23 protein-coding genes and 1 tRNA gene are annotated in these 23,776 nt (G+C 65.2%); 14 read left to right on the plus strand and 10 right to left on the minus strand.

Translation table 11 applies throughout. The annotated features are described in order from the left end of the window. The first annotated feature begins 26 nt into the window (after window positions 1–26). The 3 genes from AWC19_RS12590 to ku all read left to right on the plus strand — a co-directional run bounded on the left by AWC19_RS12590 (window position 27) and on the right by ku (window position 3,444). A complete protein-coding gene (locus AWC19_RS12590) occupies window positions 27–1,448 on the plus strand; it encodes a mannitol dehydrogenase family protein (protein ID WP_085078398.1) in 1,422 nt (473 codons plus the stop codon). After that, window positions 1,445–2,362, plus strand: coding sequence for a carbohydrate kinase family protein (locus AWC19_RS12595; protein WP_142281132.1), 918 nt, complete (start codon window positions 1,445–1,447; stop codon window positions 2,360–2,362). Before AWC19_RS12590 ends, AWC19_RS12595 begins: the two co-directional genes overlap by 4 nt. A gap of 143 nt (window positions 2,363–2,505) precedes the next feature. Beyond that, window positions 2,506–3,444: a non-homologous end joining protein Ku gene (ku, locus tag AWC19_RS12600; RefSeq protein WP_085078400.1), complete on the plus strand. Its 939-nt coding sequence runs from the start codon at window positions 2,506–2,508 to the stop codon at window positions 3,442–3,444. 16 nt (window positions 3,445–3,460) lie between these two features. Here the strand turns inward: ku and pstA are convergent, their stop codons facing one another. From pstA to pstS, 3 genes are read right to left on the minus strand one after another with little or no spacing between them, the layout of a single operon-like run. Then, window positions 3,461–4,375 (minus strand): phosphate ABC transporter permease PstA, encoded by a 915-nt coding sequence (gene pstA, locus AWC19_RS12605; protein WP_085078401.1) that lies wholly within the window; start codon window positions 4,373–4,375, stop codon window positions 3,461–3,463. Further along, window positions 4,372–5,364, minus strand: a complete 993-nt coding sequence (gene pstC / locus AWC19_RS12610) for a phosphate ABC transporter permease subunit PstC (RefSeq protein ID WP_085078436.1) — start codon at window positions 5,362–5,364, stop codon at window positions 4,372–4,374. The genes pstA and pstC overlap by 4 nt, the downstream gene beginning before the upstream one ends. Before the next feature lie 11 nt (window positions 5,365–5,375). After that, window positions 5,376–6,491, minus strand: a complete 1,116-nt coding sequence (gene pstS / locus AWC19_RS12615; RefSeq protein WP_085078402.1) for a phosphate ABC transporter substrate-binding protein PstS — start codon at window positions 6,489–6,491, stop codon at window positions 5,376–5,378. 281 nt (window positions 6,492–6,772) lie between these two features. Between pstS and AWC19_RS12620 the strand changes: the two genes are divergently transcribed. From AWC19_RS12620 to AWC19_RS12660, 8 genes are all read left to right on the plus strand, one after another. Beyond that, entirely contained in the window at window positions 6,773–7,564 is a 792-nt protein-coding gene (locus AWC19_RS12620) for an SDR family oxidoreductase (protein WP_085078403.1), read from the plus strand. Window positions 7,565–7,585: 21 nt separating this feature from the next. Next, on the plus strand, window positions 7,586–8,662 hold the full coding sequence (locus tag AWC19_RS12625; RefSeq protein WP_085078404.1) for an NAD(P)H-dependent amine dehydrogenase family protein: 1,077 nt from the start codon (window positions 7,586–7,588) through the stop codon (window positions 8,660–8,662). A gap of 100 nt (window positions 8,663–8,762) precedes the next feature. Then, the gene (locus tag AWC19_RS12630) at window positions 8,763–10,019 is read left to right on the plus strand and encodes an Nramp family divalent metal transporter (protein ID WP_372508659.1); all 1,257 of its coding nucleotides are present in this window, start codon (window positions 8,763–8,765) and stop codon (window positions 10,017–10,019) included. Window positions 10,020–10,233: 214 nt separating this feature from the next. Further along, window positions 10,234–10,722 (plus strand): hypothetical protein, encoded by a 489-nt coding sequence (locus AWC19_RS12635; protein ID WP_142281133.1) that lies wholly within the window; start codon window positions 10,234–10,236, stop codon window positions 10,720–10,722. A 163-nt stretch (window positions 10,723–10,885) separates the two neighbouring features. Beyond that, entirely contained in the window at window positions 10,886–12,406 is a 1,521-nt protein-coding gene (locus tag AWC19_RS31180) for an RNA polymerase sigma factor (RefSeq protein WP_281255278.1), read from the plus strand. A gap of 102 nt (window positions 12,407–12,508) precedes the next feature. Next, complete coding sequence (locus AWC19_RS12650; protein WP_085078407.1) at window positions 12,509–13,564, plus strand: poly-gamma-glutamate hydrolase family protein; 1,056 nt, start codon at window positions 12,509–12,511, stop codon at window positions 13,562–13,564. 22 nt (window positions 13,565–13,586) lie between these two features. Beyond that, the gene (locus AWC19_RS12655) at window positions 13,587–14,411 is read left to right on the plus strand and encodes an LLM class F420-dependent oxidoreductase (protein WP_085078408.1); all 825 of its coding nucleotides are present in this window, start codon (window positions 13,587–13,589) and stop codon (window positions 14,409–14,411) included. 55 nt (window positions 14,412–14,466) lie between these two features. Continuing rightward, window positions 14,467–14,539: transfer RNA gene (locus tag AWC19_RS12660), tRNA-Arg, on the plus strand. A 191-nt stretch (window positions 14,540–14,730) separates the two neighbouring features. On the opposite strand, the gene AWC19_RS12665 is transcribed toward AWC19_RS12660, so the two are convergent. After that, on the minus strand, window positions 14,731–15,573 hold the full coding sequence (locus AWC19_RS12665; protein WP_085078409.1) for an HAD family hydrolase: 843 nt from the start codon (window positions 15,571–15,573) through the stop codon (window positions 14,731–14,733). A 2-nt stretch (window positions 15,574–15,575) separates the two neighbouring features. Next, on the minus strand, window positions 15,576–17,264 hold the full coding sequence (locus AWC19_RS12670) for an anti-phage phosphoesterase (protein WP_085078410.1): 1,689 nt from the start codon (window positions 17,262–17,264) through the stop codon (window positions 15,576–15,578). Window positions 17,265–17,778: 514 nt separating this feature from the next. Between AWC19_RS12670 and AWC19_RS12680 the strand changes: the two genes are divergently transcribed. The 3 genes from AWC19_RS12680 (at window position 17,779) to AWC19_RS12690 (ending at window position 20,108) form a co-directional block, all read left to right on the plus strand. Continuing rightward, a complete protein-coding gene (locus AWC19_RS12680; RefSeq protein WP_245848923.1) occupies window positions 17,779–18,840 on the plus strand; it encodes a DNA adenine methylase in 1,062 nt (353 codons plus the stop codon). Then, the gene (locus AWC19_RS12685; protein ID WP_085078413.1) at window positions 18,840–19,679 is read left to right on the plus strand and encodes a DpnII family type II restriction endonuclease; all 840 of its coding nucleotides are present in this window, start codon (window positions 18,840–18,842) and stop codon (window positions 19,677–19,679) included. The genes AWC19_RS12680 and AWC19_RS12685 overlap by 1 nt, the downstream gene beginning before the upstream one ends. Before the next feature lie 174 nt (window positions 19,680–19,853). Beyond that, window positions 19,854–20,108 (plus strand): hypothetical protein, encoded by a 255-nt coding sequence (locus AWC19_RS12690; RefSeq protein ID WP_085078414.1) that lies wholly within the window; start codon window positions 19,854–19,856, stop codon window positions 20,106–20,108. 1,004 nt (window positions 20,109–21,112) lie between these two features. On the opposite strand, the gene AWC19_RS29085 is transcribed toward AWC19_RS12690, so the two are convergent. The 5 genes from AWC19_RS29085 to AWC19_RS29090 form a co-directional block, all read right to left on the minus strand. Then, window positions 21,113–21,379, minus strand: coding sequence for a hypothetical protein (locus AWC19_RS29085; protein WP_142281134.1), 267 nt, complete (start codon window positions 21,377–21,379; stop codon window positions 21,113–21,115). Beyond that, window positions 21,376–21,774, minus strand: coding sequence for a hypothetical protein (locus AWC19_RS12695; protein ID WP_158090861.1), 399 nt, complete (start codon window positions 21,772–21,774; stop codon window positions 21,376–21,378). The genes AWC19_RS29085 and AWC19_RS12695 overlap by 4 nt, the downstream gene beginning before the upstream one ends. Continuing rightward, a complete protein-coding gene (locus tag AWC19_RS12700) occupies window positions 21,741–22,097 on the minus strand; it encodes a hypothetical protein (RefSeq protein ID WP_142281135.1) in 357 nt (118 codons plus the stop codon). Before AWC19_RS12700 ends, AWC19_RS12695 begins: the two co-directional genes overlap by 34 nt. Window positions 22,098–22,823: 726 nt before the next feature. Next, the gene (locus AWC19_RS12705; RefSeq protein WP_085078417.1) at window positions 22,824–23,042 is read right to left on the minus strand and encodes a hypothetical protein; all 219 of its coding nucleotides are present in this window, start codon (window positions 23,040–23,042) and stop codon (window positions 22,824–22,826) included. A 4-nt stretch (window positions 23,043–23,046) separates the two neighbouring features. Beyond that, window positions 23,047–23,238, minus strand: a complete 192-nt coding sequence (locus tag AWC19_RS29090) for a hypothetical protein (RefSeq protein ID WP_142281136.1) — start codon at window positions 23,236–23,238, stop codon at window positions 23,047–23,049. Between the last annotated feature and the right edge of the window lie 538 nt (window positions 23,239–23,776).

Genomic DNA, 23,776 nt, shown 5'->3' on the forward strand with positions numbered 1-23,776 from the left:
GCACCGGCGCCGGTACCGTCAACACCGTGGTCCGGCTGAACAGCGCCACCCTGCGGCGGCTCCCGGTCGCCACGCCGAGCTATGACCGCGACGGCATCGGCGTGGGCATCGCGCATGTCGGTGTCGGCGGGTTTCACCGCGCGCATCAGGCGATGTACCTCGACCGGTTGCTCGAGCGCGGCCGGGCGCGCGACTGGGGCATCTGCGGCATCGGGGTGATGCCGGCCGATCGCCGGATGCGCGACGTGCTGCGCGCCCAGGACGGGCTGTACACGCTGGTCCTCGAGCACCCCGACGGCGACCGCGACGCCCGGGTGATCGGCTCGATCGTCGACTACCGCTACGCGCCCGACGACCCCGCCGCGACGATCGAGGTGCTGGCCGCCCCGACGACCCGCATGGTGTCGATGACCATCACCGAGGGCGGTTACCGGGCCATCGACCCGGGATCCGTTTTCGGTCTGATCGTCGAGGCCCTGGCGCGACGCCGCGACCGCGGCATGGCCGCGCCGACGATCGTGTCCTGCGACAACATCGAGCACAACGGCGAGGCCGCGCGCCGGGCCGTGATGGCGCACGCCGAGCTGCTGCGTCCCGGACTGTCCGGCTGGATCGCCGAACGGGTGCGGTTCCCGAGCTCGATGGTCGACCGGATCACGCCGGTCACCACCCCGGACGTCGTGGCGGCCGTGGAGCGCGACTTCGGCGTCGCCGACGAGTGGCCCGTGGTGGCCGAGGCGTTCGCGGCGTGGGTGCTCGAGGACGACTTCGCCGACGGCAGGCCGCCGCTCGAGGAGGCCGGTGTCCTGATGGTCGACGACGTCGGCCCGTACGAGGCGATGAAGCTGCGGCTGCTCAACGCCGGCCATCAATGCCTGTGTTATTTCGCCGCGCTGTGCGGCTACCGCATGGTCCACGACGCGGTGCGCGACCCGCTGCTGGCCGAATTCCTGCTCGCCTATTTCGATTCCGAAGCGATCCCGACGCTGCGGCCGGTCCCGGGCATCGATTTGCACGCCTACACCCGGGGCCTGATCGAGCGCTTCGCCAACCCCGGTGTGCGCGACACCGTGGCCCGGCTGTGCGCGTACTCCTCGGACCGCATCCCGAAATGGCTTCTCCCGGTGATCCGCGACAACCTGGACGCCGGCGGGCCGATCCGGCTGGCGTCGGCGACGGTCGCGGCCTGGGCCCGCTACGCCGAGGCGGTGGACGAGCGCGGCGAGCCGATCGAGATCGTGGACAATGGGGCCGACTCGCTGGTGGCGCTGGCCCGCGAGCAGCGCCGCCGCCCCACCGCCTTCATCGAAAACGCAGCGCTATTCGGCGATCTCGCGCGGGTCCCCCGCTTCGTCCAGGCCTACAGCTGGGCGCTGGAATCGTTGCACGCCCGGGGGGCGCGGGCGACGCTGGAGGCGGTGCTGCGCAACGAGGGGGCCACCCCGTGACCCGCGGGCTGGTGATCGGCGAAGCGCTCATCGACATCATCGGCGGCACGGCCGAGCACGTCGGCGGCAGCCCCCTCAACGTCGCCGTCGGGCTCGCCAGGCTAGGCCGCGGCGTCGACTTCTTGACCCACATCGGCGACGACGAACACGGCCGCCGCATCGCCGAACACGTCGAATCGTCTGGGGCGCAATTGGTTTCGGGAAGTGTGTCCGCGCGCCGGACGCCCACGGCCGTCGCAACGATCGCCGCCGACGGCTCGGCGGCCTATCGCTTCGACCTGGAATGGCGGCTCTCCGGCACGCCCGAGGTCGGGCCGCCGCTGTTCGTGCACACCGGCTCGATCGCCGCCGTGCGGGAGCCCGGCTGCCTGGCCGTCGCGGCCCTGCTCGACACCTATCGCACCTCGGCCACCGTCACCTTCGACCCCAACGTGCGTCCGTCGCTCATCGCCGACCGGGAGCTGGCCACCGAACGCATAGCGCGCCTCGTCGAGCGCAGCGACGTCGTCAAGGCCAGCGACGAGGACCTGAGGTGGATCGGCCCCGACCGCGAGCCCGAGTCGACGGCCCGCGCGTGGTTGGCGTCGGGACCCTCGATCGTCGTCGTGACCAGGGGTGATCGCGGCGCGTCGGGATACTGCGCGGCCGGCGAGGCCCGGGTTGCCGCCCGGCCGGTTCGGGTGGTGGACACCGTCGGGGCCGGCGACGCGTTCATGGTCGGCCTGCTCGACGCGCTGTGGGCGCGAGACCTGCTGGGCGCCGGCCGGCGCGCCGATTTGGCCGGGATCGGGCTGGATGCGCTGACGGGCGTGCTCGAGACCGCCGGCGCGTCCGCGGCGCTGACCGTCGGCCGCGCCGGTGCCGACCTACCCGACCGCGCCGCCCTCGACCGTCAATCCCACTGGCGGCCATAGCCTTCCGCCCGGCGCCAGTGGTCGCCGGCGTGACCGCACCGCAAAACGCTCAACCGAAATTCGCAGGGCCGCCACGCTCGTAAGTATCCGGTCGGGCGCGCCGCGCTGTTATGTGGCCGAAAACTATGGGCATACTGACTTACATGCGCTCCATTTGGAAGGGCTCGATCGCGTTCGGGCTGGTCAACGTCCCGGTCAAGGTGTACAGCGCCACCGAGGACCACGACATCAAGTTCCATCAGGTGCACGCCAAGGACAACGGCCGCATCCGGTACCAACGCGTGTGTGAGGTCGACGGCGAGGTGGTCGAATACCGCGACATCGCCCGCGCCTACGAGTCGCCCGACGGGCAGATGGTGATCATCACCGACGACGACATCGCCACCCTGCCCGAGGAACGCAGCCGCGAGATCGAGGTGCTCGAGTTCGTGCCGGCCGGCGAGGTCGACCCCATGATGTTCGACCGCAGCTACTTTTTGGAGCCGGACTCGAAGTCGTCGAAATCCTATGTGCTGCTGGCCAAGACACTCGCGGAGGCCGACCGGATGGCGATCGTCCACTTCACGCTGCGCAACAAGACGCGGCTGGCCGCGTTGCGCGTCAAGGACTTTGGCAAGCGCGACGTGATGGTGGTGCACACATTGTTGTGGCCCGACGAGATCCGTGATCCCGACTTTCCCGTGCTGGACAAGAAGGTCGACATCAAGCCGGCCGAGCTCAAGATGGCCGGGCAGGTGGTGGAGTCGATGGCCGAAGACTTCAACCCCGACCGCTACCACGACACCTACCAGGAGCAGCTGCAGGAGCTCATCGAGGCGAAACTCGAAGGCGGCGAGGCGTTTACCACCGAGGAGCAGCCGAAGGAGCTGGACGAGACCGAGGACGTCTCCGACCTGCTGGCCAAGCTGGAGGCGAGCGTGAAGGCGCGCTCGGGCGACGGCAAGGCCCCGGCGACAAAGGCGCCCGCCAAGAAGGCCGCGACTGGTTCGGCGGCCAAGAAGACCCCCGCCAAAAAGGCTGCGACTGGCGCCAAGAAGGCGCCCGCGAAGAAGGCCCGTTCCAAAGCCGCGTCGAAGTCCTGACCGCCGGTCTAGACGGTCAACGCCGCCGCGTCGCCAAGAACCGGAACGCCCCGGCCAGCAGGTTGATCACGGCCACGATGATGATCAGGCTCAGCGCCGCGCCCCAGATCCGCAGGAACCCGGCGCGCTCCGGGTTGGTCAATTCGGTGTAGATCAGCAGCGGCAGCGACGCCATGTTGCCGTGGAAGATGTCCAAATTGATGCCGCGGCTGTAGCCCACCAGCACCAGCACCGGAGCGGTTTCGCCGATGACGCGCGCGACCGCCAGCAAGACCCCGGAGACGATGCCCGGCGCCGCGATCGGAAAGACGATCCGCACGATCGTCTTCCACTTGGTCACCCCCAGCGCGTAGCTGGCCTCGCGCAGATCGTCGGGCACCAACCGGAGCATCTCCTCGGTGGAGCGCACCACCACCGGCAACATCAGCAGCACCAGCGCCAGCGACACGGCGAACGCGCTCTGCTTGAATCCCAGCGTGGCGATCCACAGGCTGAAGATGAACAGCGCCGCAACGATCGAGGGCACCCCGGCGAGGACGTCGACCATGAACGTCGTCACCCGCACCAACCGGCCGGAGCCGTATTCGACCAAAAACACCGCGGTCATCAATCCCAGCGGCACGGACAGCACGGCGGCCACCCCGGCCTGGGTCAAGGTGCCATAGACCGCGTGGTACACCCCGCCGGCGAACTGCTCGGGCAGCACGCCGCGCAGCGAGTGGGTCCACCAGCCCGAGCGCGTGACGGCATACCAGCCGCGCTGCACCACCACCCACAGCACCCAGACCAACGGCACCAGCGCCACCAGGAACGAGGCGAGGAAAAACGTTGTGGCGGCGCTGTTTGCGATCCGCCGGCGAGGGCTCAGATGGCTGAAGAGTTCCGGCTTGACCGGCCGGTCGAACGCGTCGGCGCCGGCGGAGGCGGTCATCCGTTGACCTTTCCGCCGGCGACCGCGCGGGCGGCGGCATTGACGACGAAGGTCAAGACGAACAGCGCGAAGCCGGCGGCGATGTAGGCGCCGGTCGGCAGCGGCTCGCTGAATTCCGAGGCGGCCGAGGCGATCTTGGACGCGAAGGTGTAGCCGCCGTCGAACAGCGACCAATTGCCCGGGCGGGCCGCCGAGCGCAGGATGATCAGCACCGCCACGGTTTCCCCGAGCGCGCGGCCCAGCCCCAGCATCGACGCCGCGATGACGCCGCTGCGGCCGAACGGCAGCACGGTCATGCGTACCACCTCCCACTTGGTGGCGCCCAAGGCCTGCGCCGCTTCCATCTGCATGGGCGGCGTCTGCCGGAAGACCTCCCGCGAGACCGAGGTGATGATCGGCAGGATCATCACCGAAAGCACGATGCCGGCGGTGAAAATGGTGCCGCCGCCGGCCAGGGAAACGTTGCCCTGCTTGAACAAGAACAACCAGCCCAGGTTCCGATTCAGGAATTCCGCGACCGGCTCGAGTTTCGGGGCCAGCACGAAAATTCCCCACAAGCCGAAGATGATCGACGGCACCGCGGCGAGCAGGTCAATTATCGCGCCGAACGGACGGGCCAGCCGTTTGGGCGCGTATTGGGTGAGGAACACCGCGATGCCCACCGCGACCGGCAGGGCCAGCGTTAGCGCGGTGATCGAGCTCAGCACCGTGACCATGAACAGGTCGCGGACACCGAACGCCAAATGCTCGGCCTTGGTGGTGTTGAATTCGGCGCTGGTGAAGAAATTCGCGTGATTGGCGCGCAATGACGGCACGGCACGAACCAGCAGGAATATCGCGATCAGCACGATCGCGATCACGATGGTGCAACCGGCCGCGGCGGCGACCGCCTTGAACAGTCGGTCGCCCCGCCGCGCCCTCTGCGGATTGGTCGCCTTCAGCGCAGGCTGGATTCCGGTCGACGGATTGGCGAGTGCTCCGCGCGTCATGACATCCCGGATCACGCGATCGCGTTGACCGAAGTCGACAATCTCGACTTGAACGAGTCAGGAATGGGGATGTATCCGTTGTCCGCCAAGCCATTCTGGCCGGCACCGATGGTGCTCTGCAGGAATGCCTTGACGGCGGTGCCGACCTGAGGGTCGGGGTATTTCGAGCAGACGATCTCGTAGGTGGCCAGCACGATCGGGTAGGAGCCGGCCTGCGTGGGCTTGTAGAACGAATTGGTGTCGAGCACCAAGTCGTTGCCCTGCCCCTTGATGGTGGCGCCGGAGATGGTCTTGCCGACCGAGTCGGCGCTGATCGCCACGGCGTCGGGACCGGCCGACGTGATGACCTTGGCCATGTTCAGGTTCTGCGCCTTGGCGAACGACCACTCGTTGTAGGTGATCGACCCTTCGGTGGCCTTGATCGCCGCCGAGGTGCCGTCGTTGCCCTTGGCGCCCTCACCCACGCCGCCGTTGAAGGTCTTCCCGGCGCCCTTGCCCCAGGCGCCGTTGGAGGCCGCATCGAGGTAGTGCTGGAAGTTATCCGTGGTCCCGGACTGGTCGTTGCGGAAGACGACGTGAATGGGCTCCGCGGGCAGCGTCACACCGGCGTTGAGGTTTGCTATCGCCGGGTCGTTCCACGTGGTGATGGCGCCGTTGAAGATCTTGGCCGCGGTCGGACCATCCAGGCTGAGCGAGCTGACGCCCTTGATGTTGTAGGTGATCGCGATCGGGCCGAACACCACCGGCAGGTTCCACGCCGGCGACCCGCACCGCTGCTGAGCGGCCGCCGCCTCGTTCGGGGCCAGCGGCGAGTCAGAGCCACCGAAATCGGTTTGGTTGCCGTTGAATTCGCTGATTCCCGCGCCCGAACCGTTGGCCGTGTAGTTCAGCGTCTGTCCGGGGCAGGCCTGCTCGAAGGCGTTGACGAAACGGGTCATCGCGTTGGCTTGCGCGGTCGACCCGCTGGCCTTCAGCGTCTTCTTGCCGCCGCAACTCACTTTGCCCGCCGAGGCGCTCGTCGACGCGCCCCCGCCCGCGGCGTTGTTGTTGTCATTTCCACATGCGGACACCATCAGCGCGGCACTGGCCACGACACCCAGCGCGGCGCCAAATCGATTGAGTCTCAATTCGGTTCCTTAACAGTAGGGATGAAACATCCGCCGCTGCCGGTGGCTGCGGCTCGCCAACCTGTCATTTCTCGCAGCCATGAAGCTAACAGTAACAAAGTTAACGTTCGGCAAATTTTGACCGGCGTTCCTCGCACATCGGCCGGCCCGCCGCGAGCGGCCATCGGGGCGTTACATCGGCACCCCGTTATGCCAAACTAGAACCTGTTTCAGAAATGCCGTGTTTCGACGCGACGAGGTTTGTTACCGTTTCGCCGACGACTCGATTAGAGAGGCCGCAAATGATCCTTGACAGGTTCCGCCTGGACGACAAAGTCGCCGTCATCACCGGTGGCGGCCGCGGCCTGGGCGCCGCAATCGCCGTCGCTTTCGCCGAGGCAGGGGCCGATGTGGTCATCGCCTCCCGCACCCAGTCGCAACTAGACGCCGTCGCAGGACAGGTCCGCGCGGCCGGCCGGCGCGCCCACGCCGTCGCCGCCGACCTGGCCCACCCCGGGGCGACCGCGGAGCTGGCCGGCCGGGCCGTCGAGGCCTTCGGGAAACTAGACATCGTCGTCAACAATGTCGGCGGCACCATGCCCAACACGCTGCTGACCACCTCGACGAAGGACCTCAAGGACGCGTTCACCTTCAACGTCGCCACCGCCCACGCGCTGACCGTCGCGGCGGTGCCGCTGATGCTCGAGCACTCCGGCGGCGGCAGCATCATCAACATCACCTCCACCATGAGCCGGCTGGCCGGACGTGGTTTTGCGGCCTACGGCACCGCCAAGGCGGCGCTGGCGCACTACACGCGGCTGTCCGCGCTGGATTTGTGCCCCCGCATTCGGGTGAACGCGATCGCCCCGGGGTCGATCCTGACCTCCGCGCTGGACGTGGTGGCCTCCAACGACGAGCTGCGGGCGCCGATGGAGAAGGTCACACCGATGCGCCGCCTCGGCGATCCGGTGGACATCGCCGCTGCCGCAGTGTATTTGGCGTCGCCCGCCGGTAGCTTTTTGACCGGCAAGACGCTGGAGGTCGACGGCGGCCTCACCTTCCCCAACCTCGACATCCCCGTCCCGGACCTGTGATCGACCGCTAAGGAGCCCCTCATGGCCATACCCGTCGTTCAGCTGGGCACCGGCAACGTCGGCGTCCACGCGCTCAAAGCGCTGATCACCAACCCGGCGTTCGAGCTCACCGGCGTGTGGGTGTCCTCGGATGCCAAAGCCGGCAAGGACGCGGCGGAGCTTGCCGGCCTAAAGGATTCGACCGGCGTGCTGGCCAGCACCGACCTGGACGCCGTGCTTGCCACCGGGCCGCAATGCGCGGTTTACAACGCCCTGGCCGACAACCGGCTGCCCGAGGCGCTGGAGGACTACCGGCGCGTCCTGTCGGCCGGGATCAACATCGTCGGCAGCGGACCGGTCTTCCTGCAGTACCCGTGGCAGGTGATCCCCGAAGAACTGATCAAACCGTTGGAAGATGCGGCGCGCGAAGGCAATTCGAGCCTCTACGTCAACGGCATCGACCCGGGCTTCGCCAACGACCTGCTGCCGCTGGCGCTGGCCGGCACCTGCCAGAACATCCAGCAGATCCGCTGCATGGAGATCGTCGACTACGCCACCTACGACAGCGCCGCGGTCATGTTCGGCGTGATGGGCTTCGGTAAGCCGATGGACGAGATCCCGATGCTGTTGCAGACCGGGGTGCTGAGCCTGGCGTGGGGGTCGGTGGTGCGGCAACTGGCGGCGGGCCTTGGCATTTCGCTGGACGCGGTCGCCGAGGAGTACGTCCGCGAGCCCGCGCCCGAGGACTTCGACATCGCATCCGGGCACATCGCCAAGGGCACCGCCGCGGCGCTGCGGTTCGAGGTGTTCGGAATGGTCGACGGCGACCCCGTCGTCGTCCTCGAGCATGTCACCCGGCTGCGCGAAGACCTGTGCCCCGATTGGGCGCAGCCGGCCCAGCCGGGCGGCTCCTACCGCATCGAGATCACCGGCGAACCGTCCTATACCGTGGACGTCTGCCTCAGCAGTCGGCTGGGCGACCACAACCACGCCGGACTGGTCGCCACCGCGATGCGGGTGGTCAACGCGATCCCGGCGGTGGTGGCGGCCCCGCCCGGCATCGTGACGACCCTCGACCTGCCCCTGGTAACCGGTCGCGGGCTCTACGTTCCGGGGTGACCGGGTCGCGATGCGGCGTCCAATCCACGGCGCAACGCACGACGTCGTGGGCACCCGCGAATGGCTGCGGGGTGCGCTGTTCGGATAACCTCACTTTTTTATTCGAGGATGTGGACAGAGGGTCGATACGTTGGCGCAGAGCACGCAGGCCTCGCTCAAGAAGAGCTGGTATTTGCTCGGGCCGGCGTTCGTCGCCGCGATCGCCTATGTGGACCCCGGAAACGTCGCGGCCAACGTCAGCGCCGGCACACAGTTCGGCTACCTGCTGTTATGGGTCATCGTCGTGGCCAACGTGGCGGCGGGCCTGGTGCAGTACCTGTCCGCGAAGCTGGGGCTGGTGACGGGACGGTCGCTGCCCGCGGCGATCGGCCGACGGATGGGCCGCCCGCTCCGGCTGACCTTCTGGGCGCAGGCCGAGATCGTGGCCATGGCGACCGACGTGGCCGAAGTGATCGGGGGCGCTATCGCCCTGCGCATTCTGTTCGGATTGCCGCTGCCGCTCGGCGGGATCATCACCGGGGTGATCTCCTTGCTGCTGCTGTCGATCAAAGACAGCCGCGGCCAGCTCCTCTTCGAGCGCGTCATCACCGGCTTGCTGCTGACCATCGCCGTCGGTTTCGCGGCGAGCTTCTTCGTCGCCACGCCACCGCCCGGCGCCGTGGTCGGCGGATTGCTGCCGCGGTTCCACGGCAGCGAAAGCGTGCTGCTGGCCGCCGCGATCCTGGGCGCCACGGTCATGCCGCATGCGGTGTACCTGCACTCGGGGCTGGTTCTCGATCGGCACGGACATCCCGCGGCGGGACAAGATCGGCGCTGGCTGCTGCGGGTCACCCGGGTGGACGTCGTGTTGGCGATGGCCGTCGCCGGGACGGTGAACGCCGCGATGCTGCTCGTCGCCGCGATCAATTTGCAAGGCCGCGGGGAAACCGCATCCATCGACGGCGCCTACACCGCGATCCACAACACCCTGGGCGCGACGATCGCGGTGCTGTTCGCGATCGGGCTGTTGGCCTCCGGGTTGGCGTCCTCGTCGGTGGGCGCCTACGCCGGAGCGATGATCATGCAGGGATTGCTGCATCGCTCGGTTCCGATGCTGGTGCGCCGCCTGGTCACGCTGTGCCCCGCGGTCGCCATCCTGGCGGTGGGTTTCGACCCGACCCGTGCGCTGGTGATATCCCAGGTGGTGCTGTCCTTCGGTATCCCGTTTGCGGTGCTTCCACTGGTGCGGCTGACCGGCAACCGCGAACTGATGGGCCGGGACGCCAACCACCCGGTCACGACGGTCATCGGCTGGACGGTCGCGGTCATGGTCAGCGTGCTCAACGTCGTGCTGATCTGCCTGACGTTCGCGGGTTGAGCACAGGCCCGCGGCTGGCCGCACCGGTCGGTCGCAAGGAATCCGCAAGGATTTCACGAAGATCCGGCAAGCGGGCCGCGCCAGCCTAGGCGTTGTCGTGCCACGCGGAGCCGCGACAAAACTTTCGAAAAATGTGTCCGACTCCCGCCGGGTGCGCCCTCCTACCTATGACAGCGCCCCATCCGGGCCGCTGCCCATGCCCAAGGAGCACCCGATGAGCACCAGCTACGACCCAGAGCGCACCACCCGCGCACCGCGCGCCGAGGGTTTCACCGAGGCCTACGCGTGGGCGTCGAGCCCGCTCGGCGACCCGACCGATTCCGCCTCAAACCTTCCGTACGAGCAAGATTTTCCCCGCCGGCCGCTCGCCCCGAAGACCCGGCGGAGGCCCGTTGACAAGACCTTCGTGGCCGGCGGCCTGATCGGCTTGCTCGGTGCCGGCGCCATGCTGGGCGTGGCGCTCCTGTCGACCTCCCCCCAACCGCAGGACCCGGCGCCCGCGCCGGCGTCCACCAGCGTGGCGCCCTCCACGACCCCGCCGGTGGTCGCACCCGCGGGCCGACCCAGGCGCCCCGGAGCAGCTACCGCCGGCGCATTCGCTGCCGTCGCCGCCGACACTGCCCCTCAAACTGGCGGCGCCGCGAAGCTGCCGCCGCTGTGCCTGCCCCCCCCCCGGCACCTCGTGCAGGGGGTGTGTGAATGAAGTCTTGCGCCGCGGCGAGGCCGGCCGTTGATCCCGGCCCCGCCGCCGACCGCCCAGCAAGCTGGGAATCTTCTCGTGCCTTTTCCCGCGGACGGGCGCACACTTATTCGCAGCGTCGGTACTCACATGACCGGCACCGGCGCCTCAGGGGTTGGGACGTGACGTGACGACCGCGCTATCCAATTGGGACATCGTCAGCGATGGCGATTTGGCCCGCGCGGCCGCGACGGGTGATCGTCGAGCGTTTGCCATGATCTACGACCGTTACGCCGACCGGCTGCACGACTTCTGCATCGGCATGGTGCGCGACCGCGACTCCGCCGCCGACTGCGTGCAGGACGTCTTCTGCGCCGCCGCGACCCAGCTGCCCAAGCTGCGCGAGCCCGACCGGCTGCGGCCCTGGCTGTATGCCATCGCCCGCAACGAAGCCCTGCGCTGCATCCGTGAACGGCGTCGCGAACAAGCCTCCGACGACCTGCCGGACGCCGCGTCGCACGACGCGGGCCCGGACACCCTGGCGGCCCGCAACGAGCTTGCCAACCTGATCGCCGAGGCCGCCGGCGGGCTCGTCGACCGCGACCGCACCGTGCTCGAGCTGGCCTACCGCCACGGCCTGGACGGGCCGGAGCTGGCCGAGGCGTTGGAGGTCAGCCCCGGCACCGCCAACAAGATGGTGTCGCGCCTGCGGGGCACCATCGAAACGTCGCTCGGCGCGCTGCTGGTGGCGCGACGCGCCCAGCAGACCGCCGACAAGTGCCCCGAGCTGGGCACCATCCTGGCGGGCTGGGACGGGCGGTTCAGCGTGCTGATGCGCAAACGCATCAGCCGCCACATCGAGTCCTGCCCCACCTGCGAAGAAGAACGGCGCCGCCTGGTCAGCCCCGTCGCGCTGCTGGGCGCGGCGCCGATCCTCATCCCGGCCCCCGCCTGGCTGCGGGATCAGACGCTGGGCGAGATCCGGCTGACCTCCGCCGGCGGCAACCTGACTTCTGGTCGTGACCCGGACGGCGACGGCCAGGCCGGCTACGACCCGCCGACGGTGACTTTTTCGTCGGCCGAGGCCGACGGCCACGACGACGATCACGCCGACGGCGGCCAATCCCGGCCTGTGCGACGGATCATCCCGTGGGTCGCGCTGTTCGCCGTCGCCTTCTTCGCCGCGCTGGGGCTGATGTTCGCCTTCCTGCGCCACGACAGGGTCGCCATCACCCCAACCGAAATACGGGGAACCGTCCCCGCGCCGATGAAGCCGGCCGCGCCGCCGATGCCCGCGGCCCCGCCCGCGCCGCCCGTCCCGCCCGCCTTCGCGCCGCCGGCCGTACCATCGCCGGCCGCCCCGGCCGTCCCGCCGCTCCCGAAGGTCGCGCCTCCCCTCGAGCCACCGCCTCCCGTGGCGCCGCCACCGGTCGTCGATCCGCCCGTGGTGCTGCCCCCGCCGATCGTCGCGCCGCCGCCGGTGGTGGTGTTACCGCCGCCCATCGTGGTGCCGCCGCCGATCGTGGTGCCCAAGCCACCCGTCGTGACGCCGCCTTCGTACCCGCAGCGGCCGCCGACGCCTCCCTCGGCTCCTCCGTCACCGGTGCCGCCGCGCCGGCCGCCGTCCCCGCCCTACAGCCCGGCGCCGCCGCCGCCGAAGCCACCCCCCTCACCCCCGCCGCCCTCGCATCCGCCGGTCATTTACTGAACCGTGGCGCGCGCGCCGCGCGGTGCGGCAATATGGTGGACGTCGTCGTCCGTGAGAGGCCAGTTTGTGCAAGATCGCAGCCCCCAGACGGTGACCGCGTAGATGCAGGCCAGCCGGCACCCCTACTTCGCCTACGGTTCGAATCTGTGCGTCAGGCAGATGGCGCTGCGCTGCCCGGACGCCGCCGATCCGCGGCCGGCGGTGCTGTGGAACCACGACTGGCTGATCAACCAACGCGGCGTGGCCACCGTCGAGCCGTTCGCCGGTAACGAGGTGCATGGCGTGCTCTGGCAGGTCTCCGACGATGACCTGGCGACGCTCGACAGCGCCGAGGGTGTGCCGGTGCGCTATCGCCGGGATCGGCTGACCGTCCACACCGGCGAAGGTCCCTCGCCGGCCTGGGTCTACATCGACCACCGCGTGACCCCGGGCCCGCCGCGGCCGGGATATCTGCCCAGGATCATCGACGGCGCCGTGCACCACGGGCTGCCCCAGCGCTGGATCGACTTCCTGCACCGCTGGGATCCCTCCCGCTGGCCCCGCCCGGCAACCGCGACCACACCAGCGCCGCAATCCCTTTCGGCGTTGTTGCGCGAACCCGGGGTGACCGAGGAGAGCCGGCTGCGGTCGCGTTTCGGCTTTCTCGCCATCCACGGCGGCGGCCTGGAACAGATGACCGACGTCATCGCCGAACGCGCCGCCGAGGCCGCCGACGCGTCGGTGTATCTGCTGCGCCACCCGGACCGCTACCCGCACCACCTGCCGTCGGCCCGCTACGATCCCGCCGAATCGCCAAGGCTCGCAGAGTTTCTCGATCATGTCGAGGTTGCCGTTTCGCTGCACGGATACGGCCGCATCGGGCGCAGCACGCAACTGCTCGCCGGTGGACGCAACCGGGCGCTCGCCGCCCACCTGGCCCGCCACATCCGGCTGACCGGCTATCAGGTCGTTACCGACATCGACCACATCCCACCAGAACTGCGCGGCCTGCATCCCGACAATCCGGTGAATCGGATCCGCCGCGGCGGCACGCAGCTCGAGCTGTCGGCCCGCGTGCGGGGCATCAGCCCGCGCAGCCCCCTGCCCGGCGCCGACGGCCTGTCGCCGGTCACCAGCGCCCTGGTGCGGGGCTTGGCGGCCGCGGCGCGCTATTGGTAAATGTTCTGGTGTCGAACGGAGGTTGTTGGTGGGCAAGGATTTTCGCTTCGGGCTGAGCATGCGCTTCTTCAAGTCCCGCGCCACGCTGGTGGACAAGGTCAAGCGGGCCGAGGATTTGGGATACGACATCCTCTGCGTCCCCGACCATCTCGGCGCGGCGGCGCCCTTCCCTACGCTGACCGCCGTCGCGATGGTCACCACCCGGATCCGCGTCAGCATGTACGTGCTCAACGCCGCCTTCTACAAGCCGGCGCTGCTCAGCCGCGACATGCAGGCCCTTGACGTGCTCAGCGACGGCCGCCTAGAGATCGGGCTGGGCACCGGCTACGTCCGGGAAGAGTTCGAGGCCGCCGAGATCCCGTACCCCAGCGCCGGCGCCCGGGTGGACTACCTCGAACACATGACGAGGTATCTAAAGGAGCGTCACCCGACGACGCCGATCCTCATCGCCGGCAACGGCGACCGGGTGCTGTCCCTGGCCGCCCGGCACGCCGACATCATCGGGCTGACCGGCGCCCGGGTGCGCGACGTCGACGACCCGCTGGCCGAACGCATCGAGTTCGTCCGCAACGCCGCCGGTGATCGGTTCGACCCGCTCGAGCTCAACATGGTGATCACGGCGATGCCGCCCCAAGGCGAGTCCGCCCCCGACCTTCGGATGACCCGTCAGTACGCGCCGGACCTGTCTGACGAGGACTTGTTGTCGACGCCCTCGGTGCTCAGCGGGTCCCCCCGAGAGATGGCGGATCAGTTGTCCGCGCTGCGTGACAAGTACGGGCTGACGTCCTTCACCGTGCAGGACAACAACCTCGAGGCCTTCGCGAAGGTCATCGCCGAACTCCGGTGATCGCCGGCGCCGCCAACGTCTTGAGGTGCCTCGGCCCGGTAAGCTCAACGCGTCCGCCCTCGTAGCTCAGGGGATAGAGCACGGCTCTCCTAAAGCCGGTGTCGCAGGTTCGAATCCTGCCGGGGGCACAGGCATGTATCGCCTGGTCAAATGCCATTTATGACATTCTTGGTCTGGCGGCTCGTGCGATCTACGTGTGATCTTCCCTAGCGGCTGCCATCGCTAGCCAGCGCCTCGGGGTTGTCCCTGCGGTCCCAGCTAATCCGACCTGACGACTCCCTGTACGGCAACCGCCGTTCACGTACCTCGCCCAGTGTTTCTAGGCAGCTGGCTTAAAATCGACCATATCAAGGAGGTCGGAAATTGCCTCTAGCGTCAGATCCGGCTCGCTGTCCAGACCGACGTTCTCCCGAATCTCTTTTTCGCGTTCGACGTCAGCCTCCGTCCAGTGCGTTACACGCACCAACCGTGCCCAAAGATCGGGATCGACCGCCGTGCCGTATCGAGCCCAAGCCGAGACGACGCCAGCAGATTTCGCCATGAACACATCTCTAACGAGACTATCGCCCAGATAAAGCGAAAAGCGGGGATCGACATCAAGACGATCACATATGTCGCGTAAAGTTTTCGGATTGGGCTTGCGATCTTCACTTGGCAAAACGGTCAAATAGTCACATTCGTGATCGGTAGATGATAGTCGCTGCGCGGGCGCGTAAAGCCGTTTGATAAACGGCCCTAGACCGAGCTTTTCAATTCTATCCGCACCGTTTACCGCCCTAGCGTCGGTATAAGCGACGATCGGGACACCTTCAGCATCAATCGCTTTAAGCGTCTCATATACGCCAGGGTAGAGTTGAAGATGCGCTTTTCGCGCCTTGTTAAAGGCATAAAAGGCCGGGTCTAGCTCTTGTTTCACCTCATCTTCACTGAGTTCAGCAAAGTGGTCCCGGATGCAGCGAGCCTCGCTCAGCGCGAAAGGATGCTCGGAACTGCCATGACGCTGATGGACTGAACGCAAGTCATCAAGGAGTACCTCTCTTGGAATAGGCCACCTCGTCACCGCGTCATCGATCATCGCATAAAATGACGGTACAAATGAACCCACCCAATCGTAGAGAGTATTGTCAAGGTCGGTAATCAGCAGCGATATGGTCCGCTTCACATCTACCTCACGAACGACCAGTCATTCAACATTAATCTCCCTTGTTCGCTGTCAATTTCTAATGATGCTTTCCATTCCTGCATAAGAGAAAATCCACCACACTGTATTGAGCGCCAAATTTGGAGAAGTAGGTCAGTCGGCGAAAAATAAAGAATATTAAAATAATTGCTTTCGCCATCGGTTTCTTTAGAGCCAGCGCTCCCGCCGCCAATGATTGATAGATCACCGAGCTTATACCGCGGGTTCGCTCGCTCCGGAAGTTCGTAAATCGAAGACCGCCAAATAAAAGAACGATGTTTATGGCCGTGAAGAGCCAATTGAACACCATGTCTCGCCGCCAGTCTCTGTACTCCTACCGCATCCACGGCTATGCCATAGCCACGCGAATAGCCATCAGCTTGCTCGGCGTCTTCCGTTAAGGCAAGGTGATGGTGGATAGCGAGAAGGCGTAATGCCAACGTTCGCGGATTCATCGTCCAACCCAGATCAGTTGCGACTTTATCAAAGCTTGCTGCGTCAATCTTGCCCATCCCTGCCAGGAAATCTTTCCCCGTACTAAGAGACGATGAATTTAACGCACAAATCTCCAAAGTTAGACCCGAGGGCAGTAAAAACCTTCTGCCCATGGATAGGTGGACACTAGGCTCGTGACGGAAGAGGTCCTTATAGAACTTTTTGTAATTCTCCTTCGCGGCAATTGGTGCATTGTTGACCTGGGCCCCATCTTTGTATGTATCGTCTGTGCTCCATACAATGTCATGGTTGCCGGGAATAATGACCAAATTATCTGGCCCTAGATTGAGTATACCGAGCAACAGCGATAAATTCTTTTTAGCTTCCTTGAACTCTTCTTCGCTACCCATAAACGTGAGGTCGCCGGTAACGACTACTAAGCCAACCGTCTTTCCACTCAGTGCTCGACTTATCGCTTCTACGAGGGTCGGCCTCGTTTCGTCGTCGACCTCGCTCTCAAGTCGCCACACATGTTGCGAGCGGTTTGTTCCGGGACCAGGAGCGACGAAGTGTGGATCTGTGATATGAAGCACGACATCGGAGTTACATCTCACGGGTTCTGCCGAGATCGCCCATGGGAGCGCAGGCACACCGAGTATCATCGACTTTCTGGAATCGGTATCGGCCGCTGGGCGTACTTTCCAAATTGTGGTGTCCATCCCTCTCAACTCTTCCGCTGAGAGAATGACTTTTCCCCTAAATTGCTCAAGCGTGACCGGAGTATAGTTCGGTAATGATGGCGCTTCCGCATAAGAATAATGGTCGAAAAATTCGATCGGATCACCGATCATTGACAGCTTCATCCATGCACGGCTGAAGGGGCTCTTTCGATAGTAAGCCGGGATCAAATGTTCTTCGCCATCCGGTACATCTACAAGAACAGCGGACCCGTGTTCTTCATGTGGCCTTACAATTTGTACAACCGTTGCGGGCCGCACATTGTTCTTGCCGGAGTCGAATAGTCCTATTTGTTGCGATCCGCTGTCGCGAATCGCGTTGTCTAACTCCGTCCATACTGATTGCCGACTATCTTCGGACGGCCGTTTCCACCACCCCCACCAGCATGTCCCGTTTCTTTGGATGACTTTCCGGTGTTCCTCTACCGTCGGGGCGACAAGATCCCTAAACCGAAATATGAAATCGATATTTCCCGGTTCTCCGACCATCGAGACCTCCATGGAACTTGCCTATTTGATTAGATTCGTTTAATTCCCATGGCCCACTATATGATTAAGCTGCACGCCGGGTTCCGAGCGCAACCTCTCCACCTAGAGGTAAGGACCGAACGGAGTCTTGACGGCCTCCCTGCCACGGTCAGCATGCTAGTGATCCACTCCGACACGCACCAGCCAATGCGGCTAGTCCCTGTGAGAGCGTCGGTCAAGCCAGGCCTCTGATGTATGGGACTCGACCAGCGATTCGCGGCTGTCAGTTGGCGCAGCCCAAAGATTCAAGCCCCGCCGAGCCTCCCCCTGACCGGGCTTCTTTTCAGTCGGCGGTCGCCCAGGTCGCTCGACGAGTTGGACGTTGCCAGCCGCTTCGAGTCCATACTTCGATTCCCAACCGCCGTCGCACTTCCTCCGAGACACGGAGAGCAGACCTTCGGGCAGAGTCGGGCGCTACAGACCAAGAATCGACGGCGCGCCGCGCCGAAGTGCCAGGGATGCGCTCGTCCTATGCGAATCTGTCGGGATGGCACCAGAAGATGATGAGGTGACTTCACCCGACATTGTCGCCAAAGCCCAAACCTTCCCCCGACTGCGCTACATGGGGTCGAAGTACCGCCTCTTGCCGCACCTCCAACGTGTCTTCGCGGAGATCGGCGGCAGCACCGCCGTCGATGCCTTCTCCGGCTCTGGTGTTGTCTCCTACTTACTCAAGGTTCAGGGCTTCGAAGTCACCGCAAACGATTTCCTCAACTTTCCCGCCGTCATTGCGGCGGCTACAGTCCAGAATTCAGCCGCTCGCCTCGAACCGGACCTGATCGACCAGATATGTGGGCCGCCAGCTGATGACCGCGACTTCATTCAATCCAAATTTGACGGGCTGTACTTCACCCCGGAGGATCGGCAGTTCCTCGACTCGGCTTGGTCGCACATCGACACGCTGCGTGGTCACCGGCAAGACCTGGCGATCGCCGCCCTGGTGCTGTCGGCGGCCCGAAAGCAACCCCGCGGAGTGTTTACCTTCACCGACGGCACTAAATACGCCGACGGACGCCGCGACCTGCGAATGACGCTTCGCGAACACTTCCGCGAGCGCGCCGCCGATTACAACGCGACCGTATTCAGCAACGGTAGACGCAGCCGAGCGCGACGGGGCGAAGTGTTCGACATCCCCACGACTACACCGGATTTGGTTTACCTCGATCCCCCGTACGCTCCGCCAAGTGACGACAACGACTACATCAAGCGGTATCACTTCCTCGAAGGCCTAAGCGTCTACTGGCGAGGGGTCAACATCATGGAACATACGAAGACCAAGAAACTCGAAAAGCGTTTCACCCCGTTCGCCTACAAACGCACTATCGAGGATGCCCTTCTACGTTCATTCGAACACTTCGAGCAGGCGGGCGCGATTGTGCTTTCGTACTCATCAAACGCGATTCCCGGTGCCGACCGAATTCTCGATCTATTGGGCAAAGTCAAGCCGTCGGTGCAAATAATCGCGATCGACCACAAGTACAGCTTCGGCACCCATGTCGCGGCGGCTCGGCGTGACGTCAGCGAGTATTTGTTCATCGGACGGGATTGATGAGTGATCCGGTTCCATTTGAAGATTACTTGGCGTCACTGGGACGACTGACAGCGCACGTAGACCCGACCGCATCGACACCCGAAGCCGAGAACATCCGCGAGGCCGTTCGAAGTCTCGATGACGTCGCCGACATTGACGTCGCGTCTATGTCGGAATGGGCCGCAGCACACCCAGATTGGGTGTCGGTGCTGGGCTTGGTCGTCGGACTGTCTCAGGAGAAACTCAAGAATGCCCTCCGAGACAAATTTGACACATCAGGTTTCGTGACCCTCGCCCGAACGCGCCCCGCCGATCTGATCAACATGCTTGACGCAGACTTCGACTTGCTGCGCCTGCTTCGTGTGCAACAGGACCGCAAATATGGATTTGCCGACGTTTTGATTGCGCGAGCGGGCAGCCGCGTTACGGCTTTTGGCGGTCAGGCATCCGGCCGGAAGGTAGAAGACGAAATCGCCGCGATTGCGGAAGACCTCGGCCTCTCATGGGTCGCCCGATCCCGCTACACCGGACGCAACAACCGCACGGCTCCTGCCGACCTCATCATCCCAACCGAACAGAACGCATTGATCGTGGTCGCGGCCAAGGGATTCGACTCCACGGGCAGCAAACTCACCGACGCCGTTCGCGAAATCGAGGAAATGGCAGAGGTGCGGCTACCGACACAGTTCGTCTTCGCAGCCATCGACGGTATCGGCTGGAAGTCCCGTCAGGCGGACCTCAGACGCATCCACACACTTTGGGTCAACAGGCAGATTGACGGCATGTACACGCTCGCGAGCCTCGACCAGTTCCGTGCCGATCTAGAAGACGCTGCCCACAGACTTAGGCTGACCTGAGCCAGTCCCCTTCGCAGGCGACCCTCGCGCTGAAGTTCCCCGATGGGCAGACAAGGAGATTCCAACCACCGGGGCGGCGAGTTCAATGAGAATCTGGCCGCCCCAGGCGGATGATTCCGGCCGCTATCAGCGTTGTCTTTGGTGTGGGGTTTCCCGCAGGAAGGTGGACCAGGGGTGCTCTACTACTCCAACGGCGGGCCAGGACCGGCTACCAAGCTGCTGCGGGTCGACGCCCCCGGCGACGGTGACCGTGACAAGTGGCTCTTCGCTCCGGCGGAACGGTGGAACGTGAAGACCGGCGAATGGAAGTCAGATAGCTTGGCGCAGTTGGACATTCTCGGCACGGGCGACTTCTTCATGGTCGACGCGTCACAGGTTGCAGGCATCCAGCGCAAGATGAAAGCGCGGTACGAGGTCTTCACCAGTTAAGGCCCCCAACCGAATTCAGGCCCCGGCTCCGGTCGGGGCTTTCTCTATGCCCGGTTATCTCGCCAACCCTGATAACTCGTGACCACCATCTGGATTGGCGTGGTAAGCCGACCTGCGTCGGCAGGGCCTTGCGCGGGTTTCCGATTTCCCCGCTCCCGCTCAGACCTCGCGGTGCCCACAGTGAGCAAGGTTGCTCAGCCCCACAGAGCCGCCGGACCCCTCGGCCGGTACCTGCCTTTATCCACCCAGGCCCCGTTAGGCCGGGAGCGTCAAGCTCCGCTGCCGGAATACAGCCCGTGAAGCTCGCTTAATGGATATGATTCGTTCCTCTCGCGCAGCTAACCCAGCGGACTGCCAGGAATGGGCCGTGAAGAAACTAATTGCGACCACGCTCGTCAGCACGGGCCTCATTGTGGGCGCCGGGGTTGTGGATGACCTATTCTTTGCGCCTCAAGCCCACGCCCAATGGTGCAACGACGGCACCTTTAGCCATAGCGGAGACTGTGACGCACACGAGGGCGATCTTGGCGGCCCAATCGTAGAGCCTTGCGGGCTGATTCAACTGGCGACGCATGATCCGTGCTGGGGCCTGCCCGACCCGCCTGCTCCGCTCTTCTTCACGGGACAGCAACTGTCTCAGGACAGCAGTGCGCAGCTATCCAATGCGGCCCACAGACAGATCGTAGTCTCATGCCCTGCCGACCTTCATAGGCTCGTCGGCCAAACAGAACGCTGCACGTTCGACGATCAAGGCCGGGGATGGTGGCTCGATGCCTCAGTGGTACCCGCTGGCCCCGGTACCGTTACAACCCACTACCAAGTACAACCAGAATGGACCCCCTAACAGGTGGCACAGGCAGGCGCTGCGTTCGTCCGGTAGGCCCGGCGTGAGCAAGATTGCTCAGCCCCGCGCAGCCGCGCAGAGCCTTCCCGGCCACTGGGACACCAGGCAAGCCGTATTCGGCCGCGAGCGGGACGCTCGGCCCCGGTGCCGGGTGCCAGGCTCAGGAGAACAGACCCTCGATTTCGTCGCGGCTCAAGTCCAGTGCCTCTGGATGGGCCAAACCGTGCTCGCGAGCGTCGCTGAAGGTTCGCGTCGGTGGTCGCTTAGGCCGTGCCTGCGGCTGCTGTAGCCGTTCGCCCACGACGCAGTTGGGTTCAGGCTCTCCTGGGCGGGCGAACATCGCGGCGCTGCCGCAGCGTTGCGGCGGCTCCGTCTGCGCGCCGCCGCCGGACTGCTCGATTGAATTCCTCTTGCCTGGAACGATCATGATGCGGTTCTCGACGTGCGTGGGACCAAAGTGATTGTGTCATCGGGTGTTACGACGAAAATGCGCTGACCACCTATCGGGAACGACTCAAACGGCGCATGCAGCCCCGAAGGCAGCTCCCACGACTGAGCGCGCACCGGCTCACCGGCCGCGAGCCGCTGATCAGCCAGCGCCGTCACCCGCGCCCGGTAACTCCGCTCATGCGCAGCCAACTCGTCGCCGTCGATGTCCGACAACGCCACATCCACGTCGAAACGCTCACGCTCGCAGCGCTTTTCAAGCACACGCCGATAAGCCCCCGGCGCGTGAATACTCAACTCGCCCTTCGCATTCGGCACGCCGTTACGTTCCATCGGCATGATCAGCCGCCCTTCGCCATACGCTCGCGATTCCATCGAGAATTGGCTGCGCGCTGCGCCTTCAGCGACGTAACCGACAGCGGCGGCGCAACCTCAGTCGAAATCTGTTTGAACAGCCGCGCAATCGCCTGCTCAGTCAGCCGCAACTCCGTTGCGATTTTCAACCGGGTAGAGATCGTCTGGCACGCCTCGTACGCCGCCGACAACTCTTCGCGCCGGTCAACCGCATCGCCAATCATGCCCAACACCTCGCGCTCAGCCGCGCTCCAAACAAGGTCGCGCCCATCACGTTTCGCCGACGCCGCAAGCTCTTCATCCAGCGCCGACAGAAGCTCCTGCGCCGCAATCGTTTTCGCCATGCCAGCAGCATAGCGCGACCAGCCCATTTGCTGTAGCGGCGCGCCGGTTTGCCACAGCCCCAGCCCGATTGGTGCGGAAATGCGTGCCGAGCCAGATCGCGTGTTTCGGCCATGTGGGCCGCCGGGGTGGGGGGAGGGGGTCTACCCCGGTGGGGGGTGGTGCTGACCTGCAGTGATGGTGACCGTCGCGGTGGGTGGCGGGAGTGGTCGTCAGCGCGTTGACCGGATGGTTCTTTGCTACGGGGGCTGCGGTCTTTGCTGTAGCGATGGTGCCCGGTGCCGGTGGATGGTGTTGTGGCCCAGAATCACTCAGCAAGTCAACTCGCGCCGAGCAGTGCGCCGGATGGTGAACCGGCCGGGGGATGGTTGGCAGTGGGGTGGATGGTGACCAGGCCAGGGATGGCCGCCCCCGTCCGGCCAAATTGGCCGGACGGGGGCAGGAGACAAGATGTCGCATCGGATGGCCGGATGGCTTGTCGATGTCGCCGGTCGCATTCACGCAGCAATGCCGGGGTGAATCATGGTGTCGCAGTACCTCACTGGGTGGCGTCGGGTGCCGTTGTGGCGCAGGGTGATTCGCCCACGCGTTGGGCAACGGCGCACACATGCTTGGCCGCGAACGCCTCCAACTCGCTGACATCACCGAATGCCTTGGCACCGCAAGCATTACAGAAGGCACCAACAGGCCCATCCGTTGTAGTGCCTGGCGGTAAGCCATGGCGGGCCTCAGCGGGCGGCATCAGCGGGCCTGTCATAGATGGTCGGCCACGAAAGAGAAGGCCTGGAAGATGCACCGGCCACGGTCAGCCCGGTCGGTGTCACCCGCCATAGCACCCGGCGGCGAAAGCAGAACCCGCACTCTTTGGCCGCCCGCACAACCTCAGTCGCCGCAAACACATTGGCCACCAACGACAGGGCCAGCACGACCGCCAGCAGCGCGCTCATCGCTTCAACCCCTGGTGAATTCAGGGCCGGAACCAGGCGGGCTGGCGACGTTGCCCTTCAGTGTGTCCAGGCCGCTCGCCGCGTCCGCCGCGCCGGTCGCAGACCGGTCCTGGTCGCTGCCAATCACCCGTGCCTCACCGGCACGCGCCTGCGTGGCAGCGTCCTGCGCGCCGGTAGGCTTCACGTTCTCTGCCATCGTCTTCTCCCATCCCTTACGTTGTCTACCAAGGCATTCCGCGCCGGTCACGCGGTGCTCTGGGCGGCGGAGCGGGCGCACCCAGCGGCGCTAGCCGACCAGAGCGCCAAGCGGTGAGCAAGTCCTGCCCTTCGATCTGCTCCGTAAGCGGCCTGTGTGAACCCGCCGCCTTCGATTCTGCTGGCGCATCAGCCATTTCGACTCCTTCCGACGTTGTGTTCTATCTTCGCCAACGTGGAGTGCGCCATGCCGGTGAACTTCGCCTTGACGCTGCGGGTCTTGCGTTCTTCCGCAGACGCTTGTGCCAAGTTGGCACAAGCGTTATCGGTGTCGTCCTTCGGCCAATTTGGCCGAAGGTGTCTGACCTGCGGGATTACGTTCATCCGGTGACCTTTTAGCGCCAGACGGGTTGGCGTTCCGCTTAGAACCTGGCAGCGGGGGGCCGGGAGCCAAGCAAAGGGCCGACACCAACGCATGGCCCTCGCCTCGACGCATCCACAGCCTCCCGCTGCCAGCACGCCCGCCCAGGCCCCCACCG

It is taken from the genome of Mycobacterium palustre (assembly GCF_002101785.1).
GTDB lineage: Bacteria > Actinomycetota > Actinomycetes > Mycobacteriales > Mycobacteriaceae > Mycobacterium > Mycobacterium palustre.

Bases quoted from the DNA above. Each gene is read 5' to 3' on its own strand.
- AWC19_RS12695 (WP_158090861.1), bottom strand. From the start codon at position 21,774: ATGGAATCGCGAGCGTATGGCGAAGGGCGGCTGATCATGCCGATGGAA.
- pstA (WP_085078401.1), bottom strand. From the start codon at position 4,375: ATGACCGCCTCCGCCGGCGCCGACGCGTTCGACCGGCCGGTCAAGCCG.
- AWC19_RS12705 (WP_085078417.1), bottom strand. From the start codon at position 23,042: ATGAGCGCGCTGCTGGCGGTCGTGCTGGCCCTGTCGTTGGTGGCCAAT.
- ku (WP_085078400.1), top strand. From the start codon at position 2,506: ATGCGCTCCATTTGGAAGGGCTCGATCGCGTTCGGGCTGGTCAACGTC.
- AWC19_RS12650 (WP_085078407.1), top strand. From the start codon at position 12,509: ATGCAGGCCAGCCGGCACCCCTACTTCGCCTACGGTTCGAATCTGTGC.
- AWC19_RS12680 (WP_245848923.1), top strand. From the start codon at position 17,779: ATGGCACCAGAAGATGATGAGGTGACTTCACCCGACATTGTCGCCAAA.
- AWC19_RS12635 (WP_142281133.1), top strand. From the start codon at position 10,234: ATGAGCACCAGCTACGACCCAGAGCGCACCACCCGCGCACCGCGCGCC.
- AWC19_RS12700 (WP_142281135.1), bottom strand. From the start codon at position 22,097: ATGGCGAAAACGATTGCGGCGCAGGAGCTTCTGTCGGCGCTGGATGAA.
- AWC19_RS12685 (WP_085078413.1), top strand. From the start codon at position 18,840: ATGAGTGATCCGGTTCCATTTGAAGATTACTTGGCGTCACTGGGACGA.
- AWC19_RS12670 (WP_085078410.1), bottom strand. From the start codon at position 17,264: ATGGAGGTCTCGATGGTCGGAGAACCGGGAAATATCGATTTCATATTT.
- AWC19_RS12620 (WP_085078403.1), top strand. From the start codon at position 6,773: ATGATCCTTGACAGGTTCCGCCTGGACGACAAAGTCGCCGTCATCACC.
- pstC (WP_085078436.1), bottom strand. From the start codon at position 5,364: ATGACGCGCGGAGCACTCGCCAATCCGTCGACCGGAATCCAGCCTGCG.
- AWC19_RS29090 (WP_142281136.1), bottom strand. From the start codon at position 23,238: ATGGCAGAGAACGTGAAGCCTACCGGCGCGCAGGACGCTGCCACGCAG.
- AWC19_RS12625 (WP_085078404.1), top strand. From the start codon at position 7,586: ATGGCCATACCCGTCGTTCAGCTGGGCACCGGCAACGTCGGCGTCCAC.
- AWC19_RS29085 (WP_142281134.1), bottom strand. From the start codon at position 21,379: ATGATCGTTCCAGGCAAGAGGAATTCAATCGAGCAGTCCGGCGGCGGC.